Annotated in this window: 15 protein-coding genes; 13 read left to right on the forward strand and 2 right to left on the reverse strand. The window is 68.7% G+C overall.

Annotation, left to right across the window (positions count from 1 at the left end):
- Window positions 1–97: 97 nt before the first annotated feature.
- Window positions 98–604, reverse strand: a complete 507-nt coding sequence (locus ACH4S8_RS39575; RefSeq protein ID WP_398403169.1) for a GNAT family N-acetyltransferase — start codon at window positions 602–604, stop codon at window positions 98–100.
- A gap of 98 nt (window positions 605–702) precedes the next feature.
- Between ACH4S8_RS39575 and ACH4S8_RS39580 the strand changes: the two genes are divergently transcribed.
- Complete coding sequence (locus ACH4S8_RS39580; RefSeq protein ID WP_398403171.1) at window positions 703–2,004, forward strand: geranylgeranyl reductase family protein; 1,302 nt, start codon at window positions 703–705, stop codon at window positions 2,002–2,004.
- Between the two features lie 104 nt (window positions 2,005–2,108).
- On the opposite strand, the gene ACH4S8_RS39585 is transcribed toward ACH4S8_RS39580, so the two are convergent.
- Window positions 2,109–2,948, reverse strand: coding sequence for a C40 family peptidase (locus tag ACH4S8_RS39585; RefSeq protein WP_398403173.1), 840 nt, complete (start codon window positions 2,946–2,948; stop codon window positions 2,109–2,111).
- A gap of 724 nt (window positions 2,949–3,672) precedes the next feature.
- Here ACH4S8_RS39585 and ACH4S8_RS39590 point away from each other — a divergent pair.
- From ACH4S8_RS39590 to nuoL, 12 genes are read left to right on the forward strand one after another with little or no spacing between them, the layout of a single operon-like run.
- Complete coding sequence (locus tag ACH4S8_RS39590; protein WP_129307483.1) at window positions 3,673–4,032, forward strand: NADH-quinone oxidoreductase subunit A; 360 nt, start codon at window positions 3,673–3,675, stop codon at window positions 4,030–4,032.
- 13 nt (window positions 4,033–4,045) lie between these two features.
- The gene (locus tag ACH4S8_RS39595) at window positions 4,046–4,600 is read left to right on the forward strand and encodes an NADH-quinone oxidoreductase subunit B family protein (protein ID WP_328554063.1); all 555 of its coding nucleotides are present in this window, start codon (window positions 4,046–4,048) and stop codon (window positions 4,598–4,600) included.
- The gene (locus tag ACH4S8_RS39600; RefSeq protein WP_398403176.1) at window positions 4,597–5,337 is read left to right on the forward strand and encodes an NADH-quinone oxidoreductase subunit C; all 741 of its coding nucleotides are present in this window, start codon (window positions 4,597–4,599) and stop codon (window positions 5,335–5,337) included. The genes ACH4S8_RS39595 and ACH4S8_RS39600 overlap by 4 nt, the downstream gene beginning before the upstream one ends.
- A complete protein-coding gene (locus tag ACH4S8_RS39605) occupies window positions 5,334–6,674 on the forward strand; it encodes an NADH-quinone oxidoreductase subunit D (RefSeq protein ID WP_398403178.1) in 1,341 nt (446 codons plus the stop codon). Before ACH4S8_RS39600 ends, ACH4S8_RS39605 begins: the two co-directional genes overlap by 4 nt.
- Window positions 6,671–7,513 (forward strand): NADH-quinone oxidoreductase subunit NuoE, encoded by an 843-nt coding sequence (gene nuoE / locus ACH4S8_RS39610; RefSeq protein WP_398403180.1) that lies wholly within the window; start codon window positions 6,671–6,673, stop codon window positions 7,511–7,513. The genes ACH4S8_RS39605 and nuoE overlap by 4 nt, the downstream gene beginning before the upstream one ends.
- On the forward strand, window positions 7,510–8,862 hold the full coding sequence (gene nuoF / locus ACH4S8_RS39615; RefSeq protein WP_326786160.1) for an NADH-quinone oxidoreductase subunit NuoF: 1,353 nt from the start codon (window positions 7,510–7,512) through the stop codon (window positions 8,860–8,862). The genes nuoE and nuoF overlap by 4 nt, the downstream gene beginning before the upstream one ends.
- Window positions 8,859–11,363, forward strand: a complete 2,505-nt coding sequence (locus tag ACH4S8_RS39620) for an NADH-quinone oxidoreductase subunit G (protein WP_398403183.1) — start codon at window positions 8,859–8,861, stop codon at window positions 11,361–11,363. Before nuoF ends, ACH4S8_RS39620 begins: the two co-directional genes overlap by 4 nt.
- Window positions 11,360–12,733, forward strand: a complete 1,374-nt coding sequence (nuoH, locus tag ACH4S8_RS39625; protein WP_398403185.1) for an NADH-quinone oxidoreductase subunit NuoH — start codon at window positions 11,360–11,362, stop codon at window positions 12,731–12,733. Before ACH4S8_RS39620 ends, nuoH begins: the two co-directional genes overlap by 4 nt.
- Window positions 12,726–13,355: an NADH-quinone oxidoreductase subunit NuoI gene (gene nuoI, locus ACH4S8_RS39630; protein WP_398403187.1), complete on the forward strand. Its 630-nt coding sequence runs from the start codon at window positions 12,726–12,728 to the stop codon at window positions 13,353–13,355. Before nuoH ends, nuoI begins: the two co-directional genes overlap by 8 nt.
- Window positions 13,352–14,170 carry an NADH-quinone oxidoreductase subunit J gene (locus ACH4S8_RS39635; protein WP_398403189.1) on the forward strand — a complete coding sequence of 273 codons (819 nt, stop codon included), beginning with the start codon at window positions 13,352–13,354 and terminating at the stop codon, window positions 14,168–14,170. Before nuoI ends, ACH4S8_RS39635 begins: the two co-directional genes overlap by 4 nt.
- Complete coding sequence (nuoK, locus tag ACH4S8_RS39640; protein ID WP_009190046.1) at window positions 14,167–14,466, forward strand: NADH-quinone oxidoreductase subunit NuoK; 300 nt, start codon at window positions 14,167–14,169, stop codon at window positions 14,464–14,466. The genes ACH4S8_RS39635 and nuoK overlap by 4 nt, the downstream gene beginning before the upstream one ends.
- A 14-nt stretch (window positions 14,467–14,480) precedes the next feature.
- Window positions 14,481–16,394, forward strand: coding sequence for an NADH-quinone oxidoreductase subunit L (gene nuoL, locus ACH4S8_RS39645; protein ID WP_398403192.1), 1,914 nt, complete (start codon window positions 14,481–14,483; stop codon window positions 16,392–16,394).
- Window positions 16,395–16,398 lie beyond the last annotated feature (4 nt).

Consider the following 16,398-nt stretch of genomic DNA (forward strand, 5'->3'; position numbering starts at 1 on the left):
AAGCCTCGCCCGTGCCCTTCCGGAAGCCGTCAGGAGACCCGCCGGGCTCCGGCCCGGGACCGGCCCCGGCAGCGGCCACGGGGCCGGCCGACGGCGCTCACAGGGCCAGCCGGTAGCGGTGCCCCTCCTGCTGCGACGAGGGCAGCGTGAACCGCTCCGCGAGCTCCATGCCGAGCCGTCTCGTCACCGCGATGGAACGGGCGTTGCCCGCGTTGACCATGGCGACGACGTCCGTGACGCCCGCCGCGCGGACCCGCTCCAGGGTGGTGCGCGCCGCCGCCGTGACATACCCCTTGCCCCAGTGCTCCCGCCCCAGCCGCCAGCCGATCTCGATCTTCCCGGCCGGACCCCAGGCGTGCGGCCACGGCTGCGCGCCCGTGAAGCCGAGAACCTCGTCCCCGGGGCCGAGCATCGTCCACAGGCAGAACCCGAACTCCGCGTCGTGCCGCCGCTGGCGCGCGGTGAGTTCCTCGTAGACGGACCGCTCGGCCGCGCGGCCCCCGTGGAACTCCATGACCTCGGGGTCGTCGAAGACCCGGTGCCACGCGAGAGCGTCCTCGTCGGTGGGGACGCGCAGTCGTACATCGGGGAGAGCTCGGTTCACGGGGCAGCCCTTCAGCCGGGTGATCGGTACCGCTGCATAGACTGCCCATGTCCAGTGCCCGTCGGCACGTTGATTTCGAATCTTGGGGAGAACCCGCCGTGACCGAGCCCCAGCCCCTCTCCGAAAACACCGCCGACGTCATCGTCGTCGGGGCAGGGCCAGCCGGTTCCACCACCGCCTACTACCTGGCGAAGGCGGGGCTCGACGTCCTGCTCCTGGAGAAGACGGCCTTCCCGCGCGAGAAGGTCTGCGGTGACGGACTGACCCCGCGCGCCACCAAGCAGCTGGTGTCGATGGGCATCGACATCTCCGAGGAGGCCGGCTGGCTCCGCAACAAGGGGCTGCGCATCATCGGCGGCGGTGTGCGCCTCCAGCTCGACTGGCCGGATCTCGCCTCCTTCCCCGACTACGGACTCGTGCGCAAGCGGGACGACTTCGACGAGCAGCTGGCGCGGCAGGCGCAGAAGGCGGGCGCGCGGCTGTACGAGCGCTGCAACGTCGGCTCCCCGATCCTCGACGAGCGCACCGGCCGGATCATCGGCGTGCACGCGAAGCTGGGCGACGCCGACTCCAAGGAGAAGCGGGAGGTGACCTTCCACGCCCCGCTGGTGGTGGCGGCGGACGGCAACTCCAGCCGCCTCTCGCTCGCGATGGGCCTGCACCGCCGCGAGGACCGCCCGATGGGCGTCGCCGTCCGTACGTACTTCACCTCGCCACGCCACGACGACGACTACCTGGAGTCGTGGCTGGAGCTGTGGGACCGCCGGGGCGCGGAGGACCGTCTGCTGCCCGGATACGGGTGGATCTTCGGCATGGGCGACGGCACCTCGAACGTGGGCCTCGGCGTCCTCAACACCTCCGACTCCTTCAAGGAGCTCGACTGGCGCGAGGTCCTGAAGGCCTGGTGCGCCTCGATGCCGGAGGACTGGGGCTACACCCCTGAGAACATGACCGGCCCGATCCGCGGCGCGGCCCTGCCGATGGCCTTCAACCGTCAGCCGCACTACACCAAGGGCCTGCTGCTGGTGGGTGACGCCGGCGGCCTGGTGAACCCCTTCAACGGCGAGGGCATCGCCTACGCCATGGAGTCCGGCCAGATCGTGGCCGACGTCATCGTCCAGGCCCACGCGCGCGCCACTCCCGGCCAGCGCGAACTGGCCCTCCACCGCTACCCGCGCGTCCTGAAGGACACCTACGGCGGCTACTACACGCTCGGCCGTGCCTTCGTGAAGCTCATCGGCAACCCGAAGGTCATGAAGATCGCCACCCAGCGCGGCCTGACCCACCCGATGCTGATGAAGTTCACCCTGAAGATGCTCGCGAACCTCACCGACCCGACGGGCGGCGACGCGATGGACCGCATCATCAACGGCCTCTCGAAGGTGGCCCCGAAGGCCTGACCGTCCGGAACCCTGCCCCGGAAAGCCCGGAAAGCCCGGAAAGCCCGGAAAGCCCGGAGGACCGCTCCCCGCACAGGAAGCGGTCTTCCGGAGTCTCCCGCGGGTCAGAGCACGCGCACCGCGCCCGTGGCCGGGTAGCCCGAGAGGTCCTGGATCACGACGCCCTTGGAGGGGTTGGCCGCGTCGAGGTACTGCCCGTTACCGATGTACACACCGACGTGGTACGCCGAACCCGCCGCACCCCAGTACAGAATGTCGCCGACCTGGACATTGGACAGGGAAACCGGCGTACCGGACACCGACTGGTCCTGCGAGACACGCGGCAGGTCGACGCCGACCTGCTTGAACGCCGCCTGCACCAGACCGGAGCAGTCCCACGCGTTGGGTCCGGTGCCGCCCATGACGTACGCGTCGCCGACCTGCGCCTTGAGGAAGGCGATGACGGTCGCGACGCTGCCGCTGGCCGGGGCGGCGACGTTCGTGGACGTGGTGGAGGCGCTCGCCGACAGGACGGACCGCGCCGAGGAGCGCGAGACGGCGTCGGCGGCCGCGGCCTTGCGCGCGGCCTCGGCCTTCTTCTTCTTGGCCTCGGCCTTCGTCTTCGCGTCGGCCAGGTCGGCCTTGGCCTGCTTGGCGGCCTTGGCGGCCGCCGCGTCGCGCTCCGCCTGGAGCTGGTAGTTGGCCGCGGCCTGCTGGGTGGCGTCCGCGGACTCGGCGACCTGAGTGGCCAGGTCGGCCGTCAGGGTCGGCAGCTCCATGGTCTGCGTGACGGGCTCGGCGGCGCTCGCCGAACCCGCGGCCGCGGCCACGGCCAGGGTGCTGAGGACGCCACCGGCAACTCCGGCGCGCATCGCGAGCGACGGAGCGTTGCGACGGGGCTTCCGGTGGCTTCGTATGTGTGCGGTGTGGGACATGGGTACTAGCGGTACCAGGGGCTCCTCCATACCTTCAAGAAACGTGTGGTGCGCCACAGTTGTTCAATCGGCCGCCGAATTCATGGGCCGTCACTCTTTATTGACGCCGTAACGGGCATTGCGGACACTGTCCATCAGGCCCGTGATCATTGCCTTTCAGCATTACGTCCGAATTGCCCCTCACCTACCACCGGTTGAAACGGATGGCCAAGCCCGGCTTATCTGACCCATAGGTAGATGTGGCGCAGGTCACGGAACGGTCACCCCTGGCGGTCGCATCCCGCGCGTGAACCCCGGCCGCCCTCGCGCCGCCGCCGCTCGTGAACGCGTGCACGTGTCCACATCGGTCCCTTCGGTCCCCCCGAAGTGTGAACGCGCTCCTCTATCAAGGGGGCACGTCCAACGCCAATTTGCATGCGGCGGAAGTCTCTTGATATTGAGACGACCCCCTGGGCCTGCGGCGATGAGCGAAAATGTCACGTCTGGTGATCGACCTGACGCTTCGCGTGTGAAGATCACTGCTCATCCGACTTCATGATCGTTCGTCAGGTGGTGGAGATCACAAAGCCAAGGCAATACCCCGTGTCGCAGATCACAGACCGCCGGGCATAAGATGCGAGGCAGTTGGGCTTGTGACCTGCTTCACATGTCCGCGATCTTCGCCGGGACGGGCGGGGTTCGCGGTGCTGGCGAGGCAGGGGTGCAGGCTCGCCGAACCGCCACCAGTCAGTGCCGACTGAGAGGAGCGAGGAGCGTGAACGCGTATGCGCCGATCCTCGTACTGGGAGCCCTCGGGGCAGGCTTTGCGATCTTCTCCGTGGTCATGGCCACGCTGATCGGTCCGAAGCGGTACAACCGCGCCAAACTCGACGCGTACGAGTGCGGCATCGAGCCGACCCCCACGCCGGCCGGCGGTGGGCGTTTTCCCATCAAGTACTACCTGACGGCGATGCTCTTCATCGTCTTCGACATCGAGATCGTCTTCCTCTACCCCTGGGCCGTCACCTTCGACGCCCTGGGTGTTTTCGGGCTCGTGGAGATGCTGCTCTTCGTGCTCACCGTCTTCGTCGCCTACGCGTACGTATGGCGGCGCGGCGGCCTGGAATGGGACTGAGGGGCCTTTAAGCATGGGACTCGAAGAAAAGCTGCCGAGCGGATTCCTGCTGACGACCGTCGAGCAGGCCGCGGGCTGGGTGCGCAAGGCGTCCGTCTTCCCCGCGACATTCGGACTCGCCTGCTGCGCCATCGAGATGATGACGACCGGCGCCGGTCGCTACGACCTGGCGCGCTTCGGTATGGAGGTCTTCCGCGGGTCGCCCCGCCAGGCCGACCTGATGATCGTGGCCGGCCGGGTGAGCCAGAAGATGGCGCCGGTGCTGCGGCAGGTCTACGACCAGATGCCCAACCCCAAGTGGGTCATTTCCATGGGGGTTTGTGCATCATCAGGCGGAATGTTCAACAACTACGCCATTGTGCAGGGAGTCGACCACATCGTCCCGGTCGACATCTATTTGCCCGGATGTCCGCCGCGGCCCGAGATGCTGATGGACGCGATCCTCAAGCTCCACCAGAAGATCCAGACCTCCAAGCTCGGCGTCAACGCCGAGGAGGCGGCCCGCGAGGCGGAGGAAGCGGCGCTCAAGGCGCTTCCCATCATCGAGATGAAGGGCCTGCTGCGGTGAGCGACGCGAACGGCAACGGGGTCAACCCCGAGAAGGACCTGGGCGCCTCCAACCTTCCCGGCCAGCGAGGCGACAAGGGCGAGGAGATCCGCGTCCAGCGCGGCATGTTCGGCGCCAACAACGGCGGCGACACCTCCGGCTACGGCGGCCTGGTCCGCTCGATCCGGCTGCCCGGCGCGGCCACCCGCCCCTACGGCGGCTGGTTCGACGAGGTGGCCGACGAGCTGGAGGGCGCTCTGGAGGAACAGGGACTCGTCCCCGAGAACGTCATCGACAAGACGGTCGTCGACCGCGACGAGATCACGTTCCACATCGAACGCGAGTACCTGCTCCCCGTCGCCCAGACCCTGCGCGACGACCCGGCCCTCCGGTTCGAACTGTGCACGGGCGTCTCCGGCGTCCACCACCCGCACGACAAGGGCCGCGAGCTGCACGCCGTCTACCACCTGCGCTCGATCACCCACAACCGGCTGATCCGGCTGGAGGTCAGCGCCCCGGACGCGGACCCGCACGTCCCCTCGCTCGTCACCGTCTATCCGACGAACGACTGGCACGAGCGCGAGACGTACGACTTCTTCGGCCTGATCTTCGACGGCCACCCCGCGCTGACGCGGATCATGATGCCGGACGACTGGCAGGGCTTCCCGCAGCGCAAGGACTATCCCCTCGGCGGCATCCCCGTCGAGTACAAGGGCGCCCAGATCCCGGCTCCGGACCAGCGGAGGTCGTACTCATGAGCACGCAGACCCCTTCCGGGGCACCGGCCGCCTCGCCCCGCGAGACGACCGAGGGCACCGTATATACGGTCACCGGCGGCGACTGGGACGAGATCGCCCAGTCGGCGGCCAAGTCCGACGACGAGCGCATCATCGTCAACATGGGCCCGCAGCACCCGTCCACCCACGGCGTGCTCCGGCTCATCCTGGAGATCGACGGCGAGACGGTCACCGAGGCCCGCTGCGGCATCGGCTACCTCCACACGGGCATCGAGAAGAACCTCGAGTTCCGTACGTGGACCCAGGGCACCACGTTCGTGACGCGCATGGACTACCTGACGCCGTTCTTCAACGAGACGGCCTACTGTCTCGGCGTCGAGAAGCTCCTCGGGATCACCGACCAGATCCCCGACCGCGCCTCGATCATCCGGGTGCTCCTCATGGAGCTGAACCGACTCTCCTCCCATTTGGTGTGCATCGCCACCGGAGGCATGGAGCTGGGCGCCACCACGATCATGATCTACGGCTTCCGTGACCGTGAGCTCATCCTCGACATCTACGAGCTGATCACGGGCCTGCGCATGAACCACGCGTTCATCCGCCCCGGCGGACTCGCCCAGGACCTGCCCCCCGGCGCGGTGGACCAGATCCGCGAGTTCGTGAAGAAGATGACGAAGAACCTTCCCGAGTACGACAAGCTCGCCACCGGGAACCCCATCTTCAAGGCCCGCATGCAGGACGTCGGCTATCTCGACCTGGCCGGCTGCATGGCCCTCGGCGCCACCGGCCCGATCCTGCGCTCGGCCGGCCTGCCGCACGACCTGCGCAAGTCCCAGCCGTACTGCGGATACGAGACCTATGACTTCGAGGTCCCGACCGCCGACACCTGCGACTCCTACGGGCGCTTCCTGATCCGCCTGGAGGAGATGCGCCAGTCGCTGCGGATCATCGAGCAGTGCCTGGACCGGCTCCAGCCCGGCCCGGTCATGGTCGCCGACAAGAAGATCGCCTGGCCCGCCCAGCTCGCGCTCGGCCCCGACGGTCTCGGCAACTCCCTCGACCACATCAAGAAGATCATGGGCACCTCCATGGAGGCCCTGATCCACCACTTCAAGCTGGTGACCGAGGGCTTCCGCGTACCGCCGGGACAGGCGTACGTGGCGGTCGAGTCGCCCAAGGGCGAGCTCGGGGTGCACGTCGTCTCCGACGGAGGCACCCGCCCCTACCGGGTCCACTTCCGTGACCCGTCCTTCACCAACCTGCAGGCCATGGCGGCGATGTGCGAAGGCGGCCAGGTCGCCGACGTCATCGTCGCCGTCGCGTCCATCGACCCCGTGATGGGAGGCGTCGACCGGTGACCACCACCCCCGAGGGCGTCAGCCTGGGCATGCCCCGACTGCCCGCGCCCGACTACCCGGCCGACGTCCGGGCCCGGCTGGAGGAGGACGCGCGCGAGATCATCGCCCGCTACCCCGACTCCCGCTCGGCGCTCCTTCCGTTGCTGCATCTCGTGCAGTCGCAGGAGGGCCATGTCACCCGCACGGGACAGCGGTTCTGCGCGGAGGTACTGGGCCTGACCACGGCCGAGGTCGCCGCGGTCGCGACCTTCTACTCGATGTACCGGCGCAAGCCGAGCGGTGACTACCAGGTGGGTGTCTGCACCAACACCCTGTGTGCCGTCATGGGCGGCGACGCCATCTTCGAGGCCCTCCAGGACCACCTCGGCGTCGGCAACGGGGAGACCACCGGTGACGGCAAGGTCACCCTGGAGCACATCGAGTGCAACGCGGCCTGCGACTTCGCGCCGGTCGTGATGGTCAACTGGGAGTTCTTCGACAACCAGACCGTGGACTCGGCCAAGCGTCTCGTCGACGACCTGCGCGCGGGCGTGGACGTCGACCCGACCCGCGGCGCCCGGCTGTGCACCTTCAAGGACACCGCCCGGATCCTGGCGGGCTTCCCCGACGAGCGCGAGGGCGCGGTGGAGGCCGGCGGCAGCGCGGGCCACGCGTCCCTGGTGGGGCTGCGTCTGGCCAAGGGGGAGAGCGGTCCCGCGCGCGTGGTGCATCCGCGGGGCGGAGGAGCACCTCAGAACCAGCGGCCCGCAGAGCGCCCCGGCTCGCACGACGCGCCGCAGGACACGTCGGCCTCCGACCCGTCCCACCCGGCGGGTCCCGTGGCAGAGGAGGGGGAGTGATGACCTTGGCAGCCGAGATCAACGAGACGAGTCCCGAAAAGCTGCTCGCACCCGTGCTGTCGGCCTTCTGGGACGAGGACAGGTCCTGGTCGCTGGACGTCTACCGAAGGCACGAGGGGTACGAGGGCCTGCGCAAGGCACTCGCCATGTCACCGGACGACCTGATCGCGTACGTCAAGGACTCCGGACTGCGCGGCCGCGGCGGGGCCGGCTTCCCGACCGGAATGAAATGGCAGTTCATTCCCCAGGGAGACGGCAAACCTCACTATCTAGTTGTCAACGCCGACGAATCGGAGCCGGGAACCTGTAAAGACATCCCGCTCCTCTTCGCGAACCCGCACAGCCTCATCGAGGGCATTGTGATCGCGTGCTATGCCATCCGGTCTTCGCATGCCTTCATCTATCTCCGCGGTGAAGTGGTCCCTGTGCTGCGGCGGTTGCACGAGGCCGTACGTGAGGCCTACGCGGCGGGCTACCTCGGCGAGAACATCCTGGGCAGCGGACTCGACCTCCAGCTCACCGTGCACGCGGGCGCGGGCGCGTACATCTGCGGTGAGGAGACCGCACTGCTCGACTCGCTCGAAGGCCGCCGTGGTCAACCGCGGCTCCGTCCCCCTTTCCCCGCTGTCGCGGGCCTCTATGCGTGTCCGACTGTGGTGAATAACGTCGAGTCGATCGCGTCAGTTCCCGCAATTCTTCAAAACGGCAAGGAATGGTTCAGGTCGATGGGAAGCGAGAAGTCTCCGGGCTTCACGCTCTACTCGCTCAGCGGCCATGTCGCCAGCCCCGGCCAGTACGAGGCACCCCTCGGCATCACCCTGCGTCAACTCCTCGACATGAGCGGCGGGATGCGCCCCGGCCACCGGCTGAAGTTCTGGACGCCGGGCGGCTCCTCGACCCCGATGTTCACCGACGAGCACCTCGACGTCCCTCTTGATTACGAAGGAGTGGGCGCCGCGGGTTCCATGCTCGGCACGAAAGCACTCCAGTGCTTCGACGAGACGACCTGCGTCGTCCGCGCCGTCACCCGCTGGACCGAGTTCTACGCCCACGAGTCCTGCGGCAAGTGCACGCCCTGCCGTGAAGGAACGTACTGGCTCGTGCAGTTGCTGCGCGACATCGAGGCCGGCAAGGGCGTCATGTCCGACCTCGACAAGCTGAACGACATCGCCGACAACATCAACGGCAAGTCCTTCTGCGCCCTCGGCGACGGTGCCGCCTCGCCGATCTTCTCCTCGCTCAAGTACTTCCGCGAGGAGTACGAGCAGCACATCACGGGCCGCGGCTGCCCCTTCGACCCCGCCAGGTCCACGGCCTGGGCGGACAAGCACACGGAGGTGAACGCATGACAGTGACCACCAGCGCTCCCTCCGGAGGCGGGGAAGCGGCGGTCCCGCCGGAGGACCTCGTCTCGCTGACGATCGACGGCATCGAGATGAGCGTGCCCAAGGGCACCCTGGTCATCCGGGCCGCCGAACAACTCGGCATCGAGATCCCCCGGTTCTGCGACCACCCGCTCCTCGATCCGGCCGGCGCCTGCCGCCAGTGCATCGTCGAGGTCGAGGGCCAGCGCAAGCCCATGGCATCCTGCACGATCACCTGTACGGACGGGATGGTCGTCAGGACTCAACTCACCTCCCAGGTCGCCGAGAAGGCGCAGCACGGTGTGATGGAGCTGCTGCTCATCAACCACCCGCTGGACTGCCCGGTCTGCGACAAGGGCGGCGAGTGCCCCCTGCAGAACCAGGCGATGTCGCACGGCAACGCCGAGTCCCGCTTCGAGGGCAAGAAGCGGACGTACGAGAAGCCGGTCCCGATCTCCACCCAGGTGCTGCTCGACCGCGAGCGGTGCGTGCTGTGCGCCCGCTGCACCCGCTTCTCGAACCAGATCGCCGGCGACCCCATGATCGAGCTGGTCGAGCGGGGCGCCCTCCAGCAGGTCGGCACCGGTGACGGCGACCCGTTCGAGTCGTACTTCTCCGGCAACACGATCCAGATCTGCCCGGTGGGCGCGCTCACGTCGGCGGCATACCGCTTCCGCTCGCGCCCCTTCGACCTCATCTCCTCGCACTCCGTGTGCGAGCACTGCTCCGGCGGCTGCGCGACGCGCACCGACCACCGGCGCGGCAAGGTGATGCGGCGGCTCGCGGCTCCCGACCCCGAGGTCAACGAGGAGTGGGTCTGCGACAAGGGCCGGTTCGGGTTCCGGTACGCGCAGCAGCGCGACCGCCTCGACACCCCCCTGGTGCGCAACGCCGAGGGCGTCCTCGAACCCGCCTCCTGGCCGGAGGCCCTTCAGGCCGCCGCGCAGGGACTGACGGCGGCCCGCGGCCGCGCCGGTGTCCTCACCGGCGGCCGGCTCACCGTCGAGGACGCCTACGCGTACAGCAAGTTCGCGCGCGTGGCCCTCGACACGAACGACATCGACTTCCGCGCGCGCGTGCACAGCTCCGAGGAGGCCGACTTCCTGGCCGCCCGGATCGCCGGACGCGGCCGGGACCTCGACGGTACGGGTGTCACCTACACCTCGCTGGAGAAGGCGCCGGCCGTCCTGCTGGTGGGCCTGGAGTCGGAGGAGGAGGCACCCGGCGTCTTCCTGCGGCTGCGCAAGGCCTGGCGCGGACACGGACAGAAGACCTTCTCCCTGGCCACGCACGCCACCCGCGGCCTGGAGAAGGCGGGCGGCACGCTGCTGCCGGCCGCGCCCGGCACCGAGACCGAGTGGCTGGACGCGCTCGCGAGCGGCGTCGGCCTGGACGAGGACGGAGCCAGGGCCGCCGAGGCGCTGCGCACCGAGGGCGCCGTGATCGCCGTCGGTGAGCGGCTGGCCGCCGTGGCGGGCGCCCTGACCGCCGCCGTGCGGACCGCCACCGCCACCGGTGCCCGCCTGGTGTGGATCCCGCGCCGGGCCGGGGAACGCGGTGCGATCGAGGCCGGTGCGCTTCCGTCGCTGCTGCCGGGCGGACGCCCGGCCACCGACCCGCGCGCGCGGGACGAGGTCGCGGCCGCCTGGGGCGTCTCCGAACTCCCTCACCGCTACGGCCGTGACACCGGCCAGATCGTGGAGGCCGCCGCCGGCGGCGAACTGCGGGCCCTGGTCGTCGCGGGTGTGGAGGTCGCCGACCTCCCCGACCCCGCACGCGCGCGTGCGGCCCTGTCCGAAGTGGGCTTCCTGGTGTCGCTCGAACTGCGGCCCAGTGAGGTCACCGAGCACGCCGACGTCGTCCTGCCGGTCGCCGCGGTCGCCGAGAAGGCCGGAAGCTTCCTCAACTGGGAAGGCAGGGTCCGCTCCTTCGAAGCCGCTCTCAAGCCCGACCAGATGACCCGGCGTCTCGCGCCCGCCGACGCGCGGGTCCTGCAGATGCTGGCCGACGCCATGGACGTGCACCTCGGCCTGCCGGACCTGCGCACCACGCGCGGGGAACTCGACCGGCTCGGCGCCTGGGACGGACCGCGGGCCGGCGAACCCCGGGAGACCGGGGTGCAGATGCCCCGTCCGGCCGCCGGGGAGGCCGTACTGGCCGGGCACCGGCTGCTGCTCGACCAGGGGCGTCTCCAGGAGGGCGACGACGCGCTCGCCGGGACCCGGCACGCGGCACGCGCGCGTGTCTCGGCCGCCACCGCCGCCGAGGCCGGGGTCAAGGACGGCGACGCCATCGCCGTGACCGGTCCCGGCGGATCGGTCGAACTCCCGCTGCAGATCACCGAGATGCCCGACCGCGTGGTCTGGCTCCCGCTGAACTCGACCGGAGGGGGCGTCGCCTCCGACACCGGGGCGCTGCCCGGCGCACTCGTCCGCATCGGCCCGGCGACGATCGCCGCCGAGGCCCCCAAGGAGGTGGAGGCATGACGCCGTACCTCGCCGCTGAAGACCTGTCGATGTTCGGCCACGACCCCTGGTGGCTGGTCGTCGTCAAGGCGGTGTTCTGCTTCGCCTTCCTGATGGTGACCGTGCTCTTCTCCATCGTGTGGGAGCGCAAGGTCGTCGCCTGGATGCAGCTGCGCATCGGCCCCAACCGGCACGGCCCCTGGGGCATGCTCCAGTCGCTCGCCGACGGCGTGAAGCTGATGCTCAAGGAAGACCTCATCGTCAAGCGCGCGGACAAGGTCGTCTACGTCCTCGCGCCGATCGTCGCGGCCATCCCGGCCTTCATGGCGATCGCGGTGATCCCCTTCGGGCCCGCGGACAACGAGGTCTCGATCTTCGGCCAGCGCACCACGATGCAGCTCACCGACCTGCCGATCGCGATGCTCTACATCCTCGCGGTGGCCTCGGTGGGAATCTACGGGATCGTGCTCGCGGGCTGGAGTTCCGGATCCACCTATCCGCTGCTCGGCGGTCTGCGGTCCTGCGCCCAGATGATCTCGTACGAGATCGCCATGGGCGCCGCGTTCGCCTCGGTGTTCCTCTACTCCGGTTCGATGTCGACCTCGACGATCGTCGAGCAGCAGCAGGACCGCTGGTACATCGTCCTGCTGCCGGTCTCGTTCCTGATCTACGTCGTGACGATGATCGGGGAGACCAACCGGGCTCCCTTCGACATGCCGGAGTCCGAGGGCGACCTGGTCGGCGGCTTCAACACCGAGTACTCGTCCATCAAGTTCGCGCTGTTCATGCTCGCCGAGTACGTGAACATGGTGACGGTCTCGGCCGTGTCCACGACGCTCTTCCTCGGCGGCTGGCGGGCGCCCTGGCCGATCAGCAGTTTCTGGGAGGGCGCCAACCACGGCTGGTGGCCGATGCTCTGGTTCGTGGTGAAGGTGCAGCTGCTGCTGTTCTTCTTCATCTGGCTGCGCGGCACGCTGCCGCGTGTCCGCTACGACCAGCTGATGAAGCTCGGCTGGAAGGTGCTCATCCCGGTCTCCGTGGTCTGGCTGATGCTCGTCGCGACGGTGCGGACACTGCGCAACGAGCACTACGACTTCGCGGACATCGCCCTGTACGTGGGCGGGGGCGTCCTCGTCCTGTTGCTGTTGTCGTTCGTGGCGGACATCTTCCGCGACAAGCAGGGCCAGGAGGCGCAGCCCGCCGAGCCCGCCGCCTTCGACCCGATGGCCGGTGGATTCCCCGTGCCCCCGCTGCCCGGCCAGGAGCTGCCGCCGGTGCCGCGGCGCCGTCCGCGCCGCGAGCGGGAGCTGATTGTCAGTGGCGGGTCCGATACTGCGAGTGATGGACCGGTTACCGGATCTCGTGACGGAAAGGAGGGGTCCGATGACTGAGGAGCCGAAGGAGACCAAAACGGGTTTCCAGAACCCCGTCGCCGGTTTCGGCGTGACCTTCAAGGCCATGTTCAAGAAGCGGCTGACCGAGCAGTACCCGGAACAGCAGAAGACCACCGCGCCGCGGTTCCACGGCCGGCACCAGCTCAACCGCCATCCGGACGGCCTGGAGAAGTGCATCGGCTGTGAGCTGTGCGCCTGGGCCTGTCCCGCGGACGCCATCTATGTGGAGGGCGCGGACAACACCGAGGAGGAGCGCTACTCCCCGGGCGAGCGCTACGGCCGCGTCTACCAGATCAACTACGCCCGCTGCATCCTGTGCGGCCTGTGCATCGAGGCGTGCCCCACGCGCGCGCTGACGATGACGAACGAGTTCGAGCTCGCGGACAGCAGCCGCGCCAACCTCATCTACACCAAGGAGCAGCTGCTCGCCGGACTCCAGGAAGGCATGGTCGACACACCGCACTCGATCTTCCCGGGCACGGACGAGCAGGACTACTACCGGGGTCTGGTGACCGAGGCGGCGCCCGGCACCGAGCGCCAGGTGGCCGTCTCCAAGGGTGAGTTGCACCCCTCGGCGAGCCCGTCGGGCGCGCCCTCCGGAGAGGGGGCGGAGGCATGACCGCCGACCTGGCCGCGTACTCCACCTCCACCGGGGAGGCCTTCCAGTTCTGGGTCCTCGGCACCGTCGCGGTGATCGGCGCCCTGTCCACCGTCTTCATGAGGAAGGCCGTGCACAGCGCGCTGTGCCTCGCCGGGACCATGATCATCCTGGCGGTGTTCTACCTCGCCAACGGCGCCTACTTCCTGGGCATCGTCCAGATCGTCGTCTACACCGGCGCGATCATGATGCTGTTCCTCTTCGTCGTCATGCTCGTCGGTGTCACCGCGGCGGACTCGCTGAAGGAGACCATCAAGGGGCAGCGCTGGCTGGCCCTGCTCTGCGGACTCGGCTTCGGCATCCTGCTGTTCGCCGGCATCGGCAACGCGTCCATCCAGGACTTCGACGGCCTGGCGAAGGCGAACGCGAACGGCAACGTGGAGGGCCTCGCCGCCCTCATCTTCACGAAGTACGTCTTCGCCTTCGAGATCACCGGCGCCCTGCTCATCACGGCCACCATCGGCGCCATGGTGCTCACCCACCGCGAGCGCACCGAGCGCGCCAGGACCCAGCGCGAGCTGTCCGAGCAGCGGGTGCGCGAGGGCAAGCACGTCCCGCCGCTGCCGGCACCGGGTGTCTACGCCCGGCACAACGCGGTGGACATCGCGGGCCTGCTCCCCGACGGCACCCCGTCCGAGCTGACCGTCAGCAAGACGCTGCGCGACCGCGGGCAGATCCGTGACGTGTCGGCCGACGCGCTGAAGGACCTGAAGGCGCTGGAGCAGCGTGCAGAGGAGCGCCTGGAGCGCACGAAGCCGGAGGAGGCGTCCAAGTGAATCCGGTCAACTACCTCTATCTCGCCGCTCTGTTGTTCACGATCGGCGCCACCGGTGTCCTGATCAGACGGAACGCGATCGTGGTGTTCATGTGCATCGAGCTCATGCTCAACGCCTGCAACCTCGCCTTCGTCGTCTTCTCCCGGATGCACGGCAATCTCGACGGCCAGATCATCGCCTTCTTCACGATGGTCGTCGCCGCCGCGGAGGTCGTGGTCGGGCTCGCGATCATCGTGTCGCTGTTCCGTTCCCGCCACTCGGCCTCGGTCGACGACGCCAGCCTGATGAAGCTGTAAGGGGTCGCTGAATCGTGGAGAACCTGATTGCGCTGCTCATCGCGGCGCCTCTGCTCGGAGCGGCCGTCCTGCTGTGCGGCGGACGGCGGCTGGACGCCGTCGGCCAGTGGATCGGCACGGTCCTCGCGGCTGCCTCTTTCGTGATCGCCGTCGTGCTCTTCGCCGACATGCTGGGGAAGAGCCCGGACGACCGGACCTTCACCCAGCATCTGTACAGCTGGATCGCCGTCGGAAACTTCCGGGCGGACGTCGGCTTCCAGCTCGACCAGCTGTCGATGACGTTCGTCCTGCTGATCACCGGCGTCGGCTCGCTGATCCACCTGTACTCGATCGGGTACATGGAGCACGACGAGCGCCGCCGCCGTTTCTTCGGCTATCTGAACCTGTTCCTGGCGGCGATGCTGCTGCTCGTCCTCGCCGACAACTACCTTCTGCTGTACGTCGGCTGGGAAGGCGTCGGTCTCGCCTCGTACCTGCTGATCGGCTTCTGGCAGCACAAGCCCAGCGCCGCCACCGCCGCCAAGAAGGCCTTCCTGGTCAACCGCGTCGGCGACATGGGTCTGTCCATCGCCATCATGCTGATGTTCACGACCTTCGGGACCTTCGCCTTCGGGCCGCTGCTCGGCACCGAGGGGCACCAAGGGATCGCCGGGGACGCCACCCAGGGCAAGCTCACCGCCATCGGGCTGATGCTGCTGCTCGCCGCCTGCGGCAAGTCGGCCCAGGTGCCGCTGCAGTCCTGGCTCGGCGACGCGATGGAGGGCCCGACCCCGGTCTCGGCCCTCATCCACGCCGCCACCATGGTGACCGCGGGCGTGTACCTGATCGTCCGCTCGGCGGCCGTCTTCAACGCGGCACCCGACGCCCAGCTCGTCGTCACCGTCGTCGGCGGGGTCACCCTCCTGTTCGGTGCGATCGTCGGTTGCGCGAAGGACGACATCAAGAAGGCGCTCGCCGGCTCGACCATGTCGCAGATCGGCTACATGGTGCTGGCCGCGGGCCTCGGCCCCATCGGCTACGTCTGGGCGATCATGCACCTGGTGACGCACGGCTTCTTCAAGGCCGGGCTCTTCCTCGGTGCCGGTTCGGTCATGCACGGCATGAACGACGAGGTCGACATGAGGAAGTTCGGCGGCCTCAGGAAGTACATGCCGATCACGTTCGTGACCTTCGGTCTCGGCTATCTCGCGATCATCGGCTTCCCCTTCCTGTCCGGCTTCTTCTCCAAGGACAAGATCATCGAGGCGGCCTTCGCCAAGGGCGGCACCGAGGGCTGGATCCTCGGCGGCGTGGCCCTGTTGGGCGCGGCGATCACCGCGTACTACATGACGCGCGTGATGATCATGACCTTCTTCGGGGAGAAGCGCTGGCAGCCCGACGCCGAGGGCCACGAGCCGCACCCGCACGAGTCGCCCAGCTCCATGACGATCCCGATGATCGTGCTGGCCTTCGGCTCGGTCTTCGCGGGTGGCTTCTTCAGCATCGGCGACCGCTTCCTGCACTGGCTGGAGCCGGTCACCGGGCACTCGGAGGGCGACTCGCCCGTGAGCGCCCTCACCGTCACCCTGGCCACCATGGTGCTGCTCGTCGTCGGCGCCGGCATCGCCTACCTCCAGTACGGACGCAGCTCCGTCCCGGTGGTCGCCCCGCGCGGCTCCCTGCTCACCCGCGCCGCCCGGCGCGACCTGTACCAGGACGACTTCAACCACGTCGTGCTGGTACGCGGCGGTGAGCACCTCACCCGCTCCCTGGTGTACGTCGACCACACCCTGGTCGACGGAGTCGTCAACGGGACGGCGGCCTCGGTGGGTGGCCTCTCCGGACGGCTGCGCAAGCTGCAGAACGGCTATGCGCGCAGTTACGCGGTCTCGATGTTCGGCGGCGCGGCGATCCTCGTCGCCGCGACCCTGCTGATGAGGGCGGTCTGATACC

The organism is Streptomyces sp. NPDC021080 (assembly GCF_044333225.1).
Classification (GTDB): Bacteria; Actinomycetota; Actinomycetes; order Streptomycetales; family Streptomycetaceae; genus Streptomyces.

Excerpts from the sequence above, each read along its gene's own strand:
- ACH4S8_RS39595 (WP_328554063.1), top strand. The coding sequence starts at position 4,046 with ATGGGACTCGAAGAAAAGCTGCCGAGCGGATTCCTGCTGACGACCGTC.
- nuoH (WP_398403185.1), top strand. The coding sequence starts at position 11,360 with ATGACGCCGTACCTCGCCGCTGAAGACCTGTCGATGTTCGGCCACGAC.
- ACH4S8_RS39635 (WP_398403189.1), top strand. The coding sequence starts at position 13,352 with ATGACCGCCGACCTGGCCGCGTACTCCACCTCCACCGGGGAGGCCTTC.
- ACH4S8_RS39620 (WP_398403183.1), top strand. The coding sequence starts at position 8,859 with ATGACAGTGACCACCAGCGCTCCCTCCGGAGGCGGGGAAGCGGCGGTC.
- ACH4S8_RS39605 (WP_398403178.1), top strand. The coding sequence starts at position 5,334 with ATGAGCACGCAGACCCCTTCCGGGGCACCGGCCGCCTCGCCCCGCGAG.
- nuoI (WP_398403187.1), top strand. The coding sequence starts at position 12,726 with ATGACTGAGGAGCCGAAGGAGACCAAAACGGGTTTCCAGAACCCCGTC.
- ACH4S8_RS39585 (WP_398403173.1), bottom strand. The coding sequence starts at position 2,948 with ATGGAGGAGCCCCTGGTACCGCTAGTACCCATGTCCCACACCGCACAC.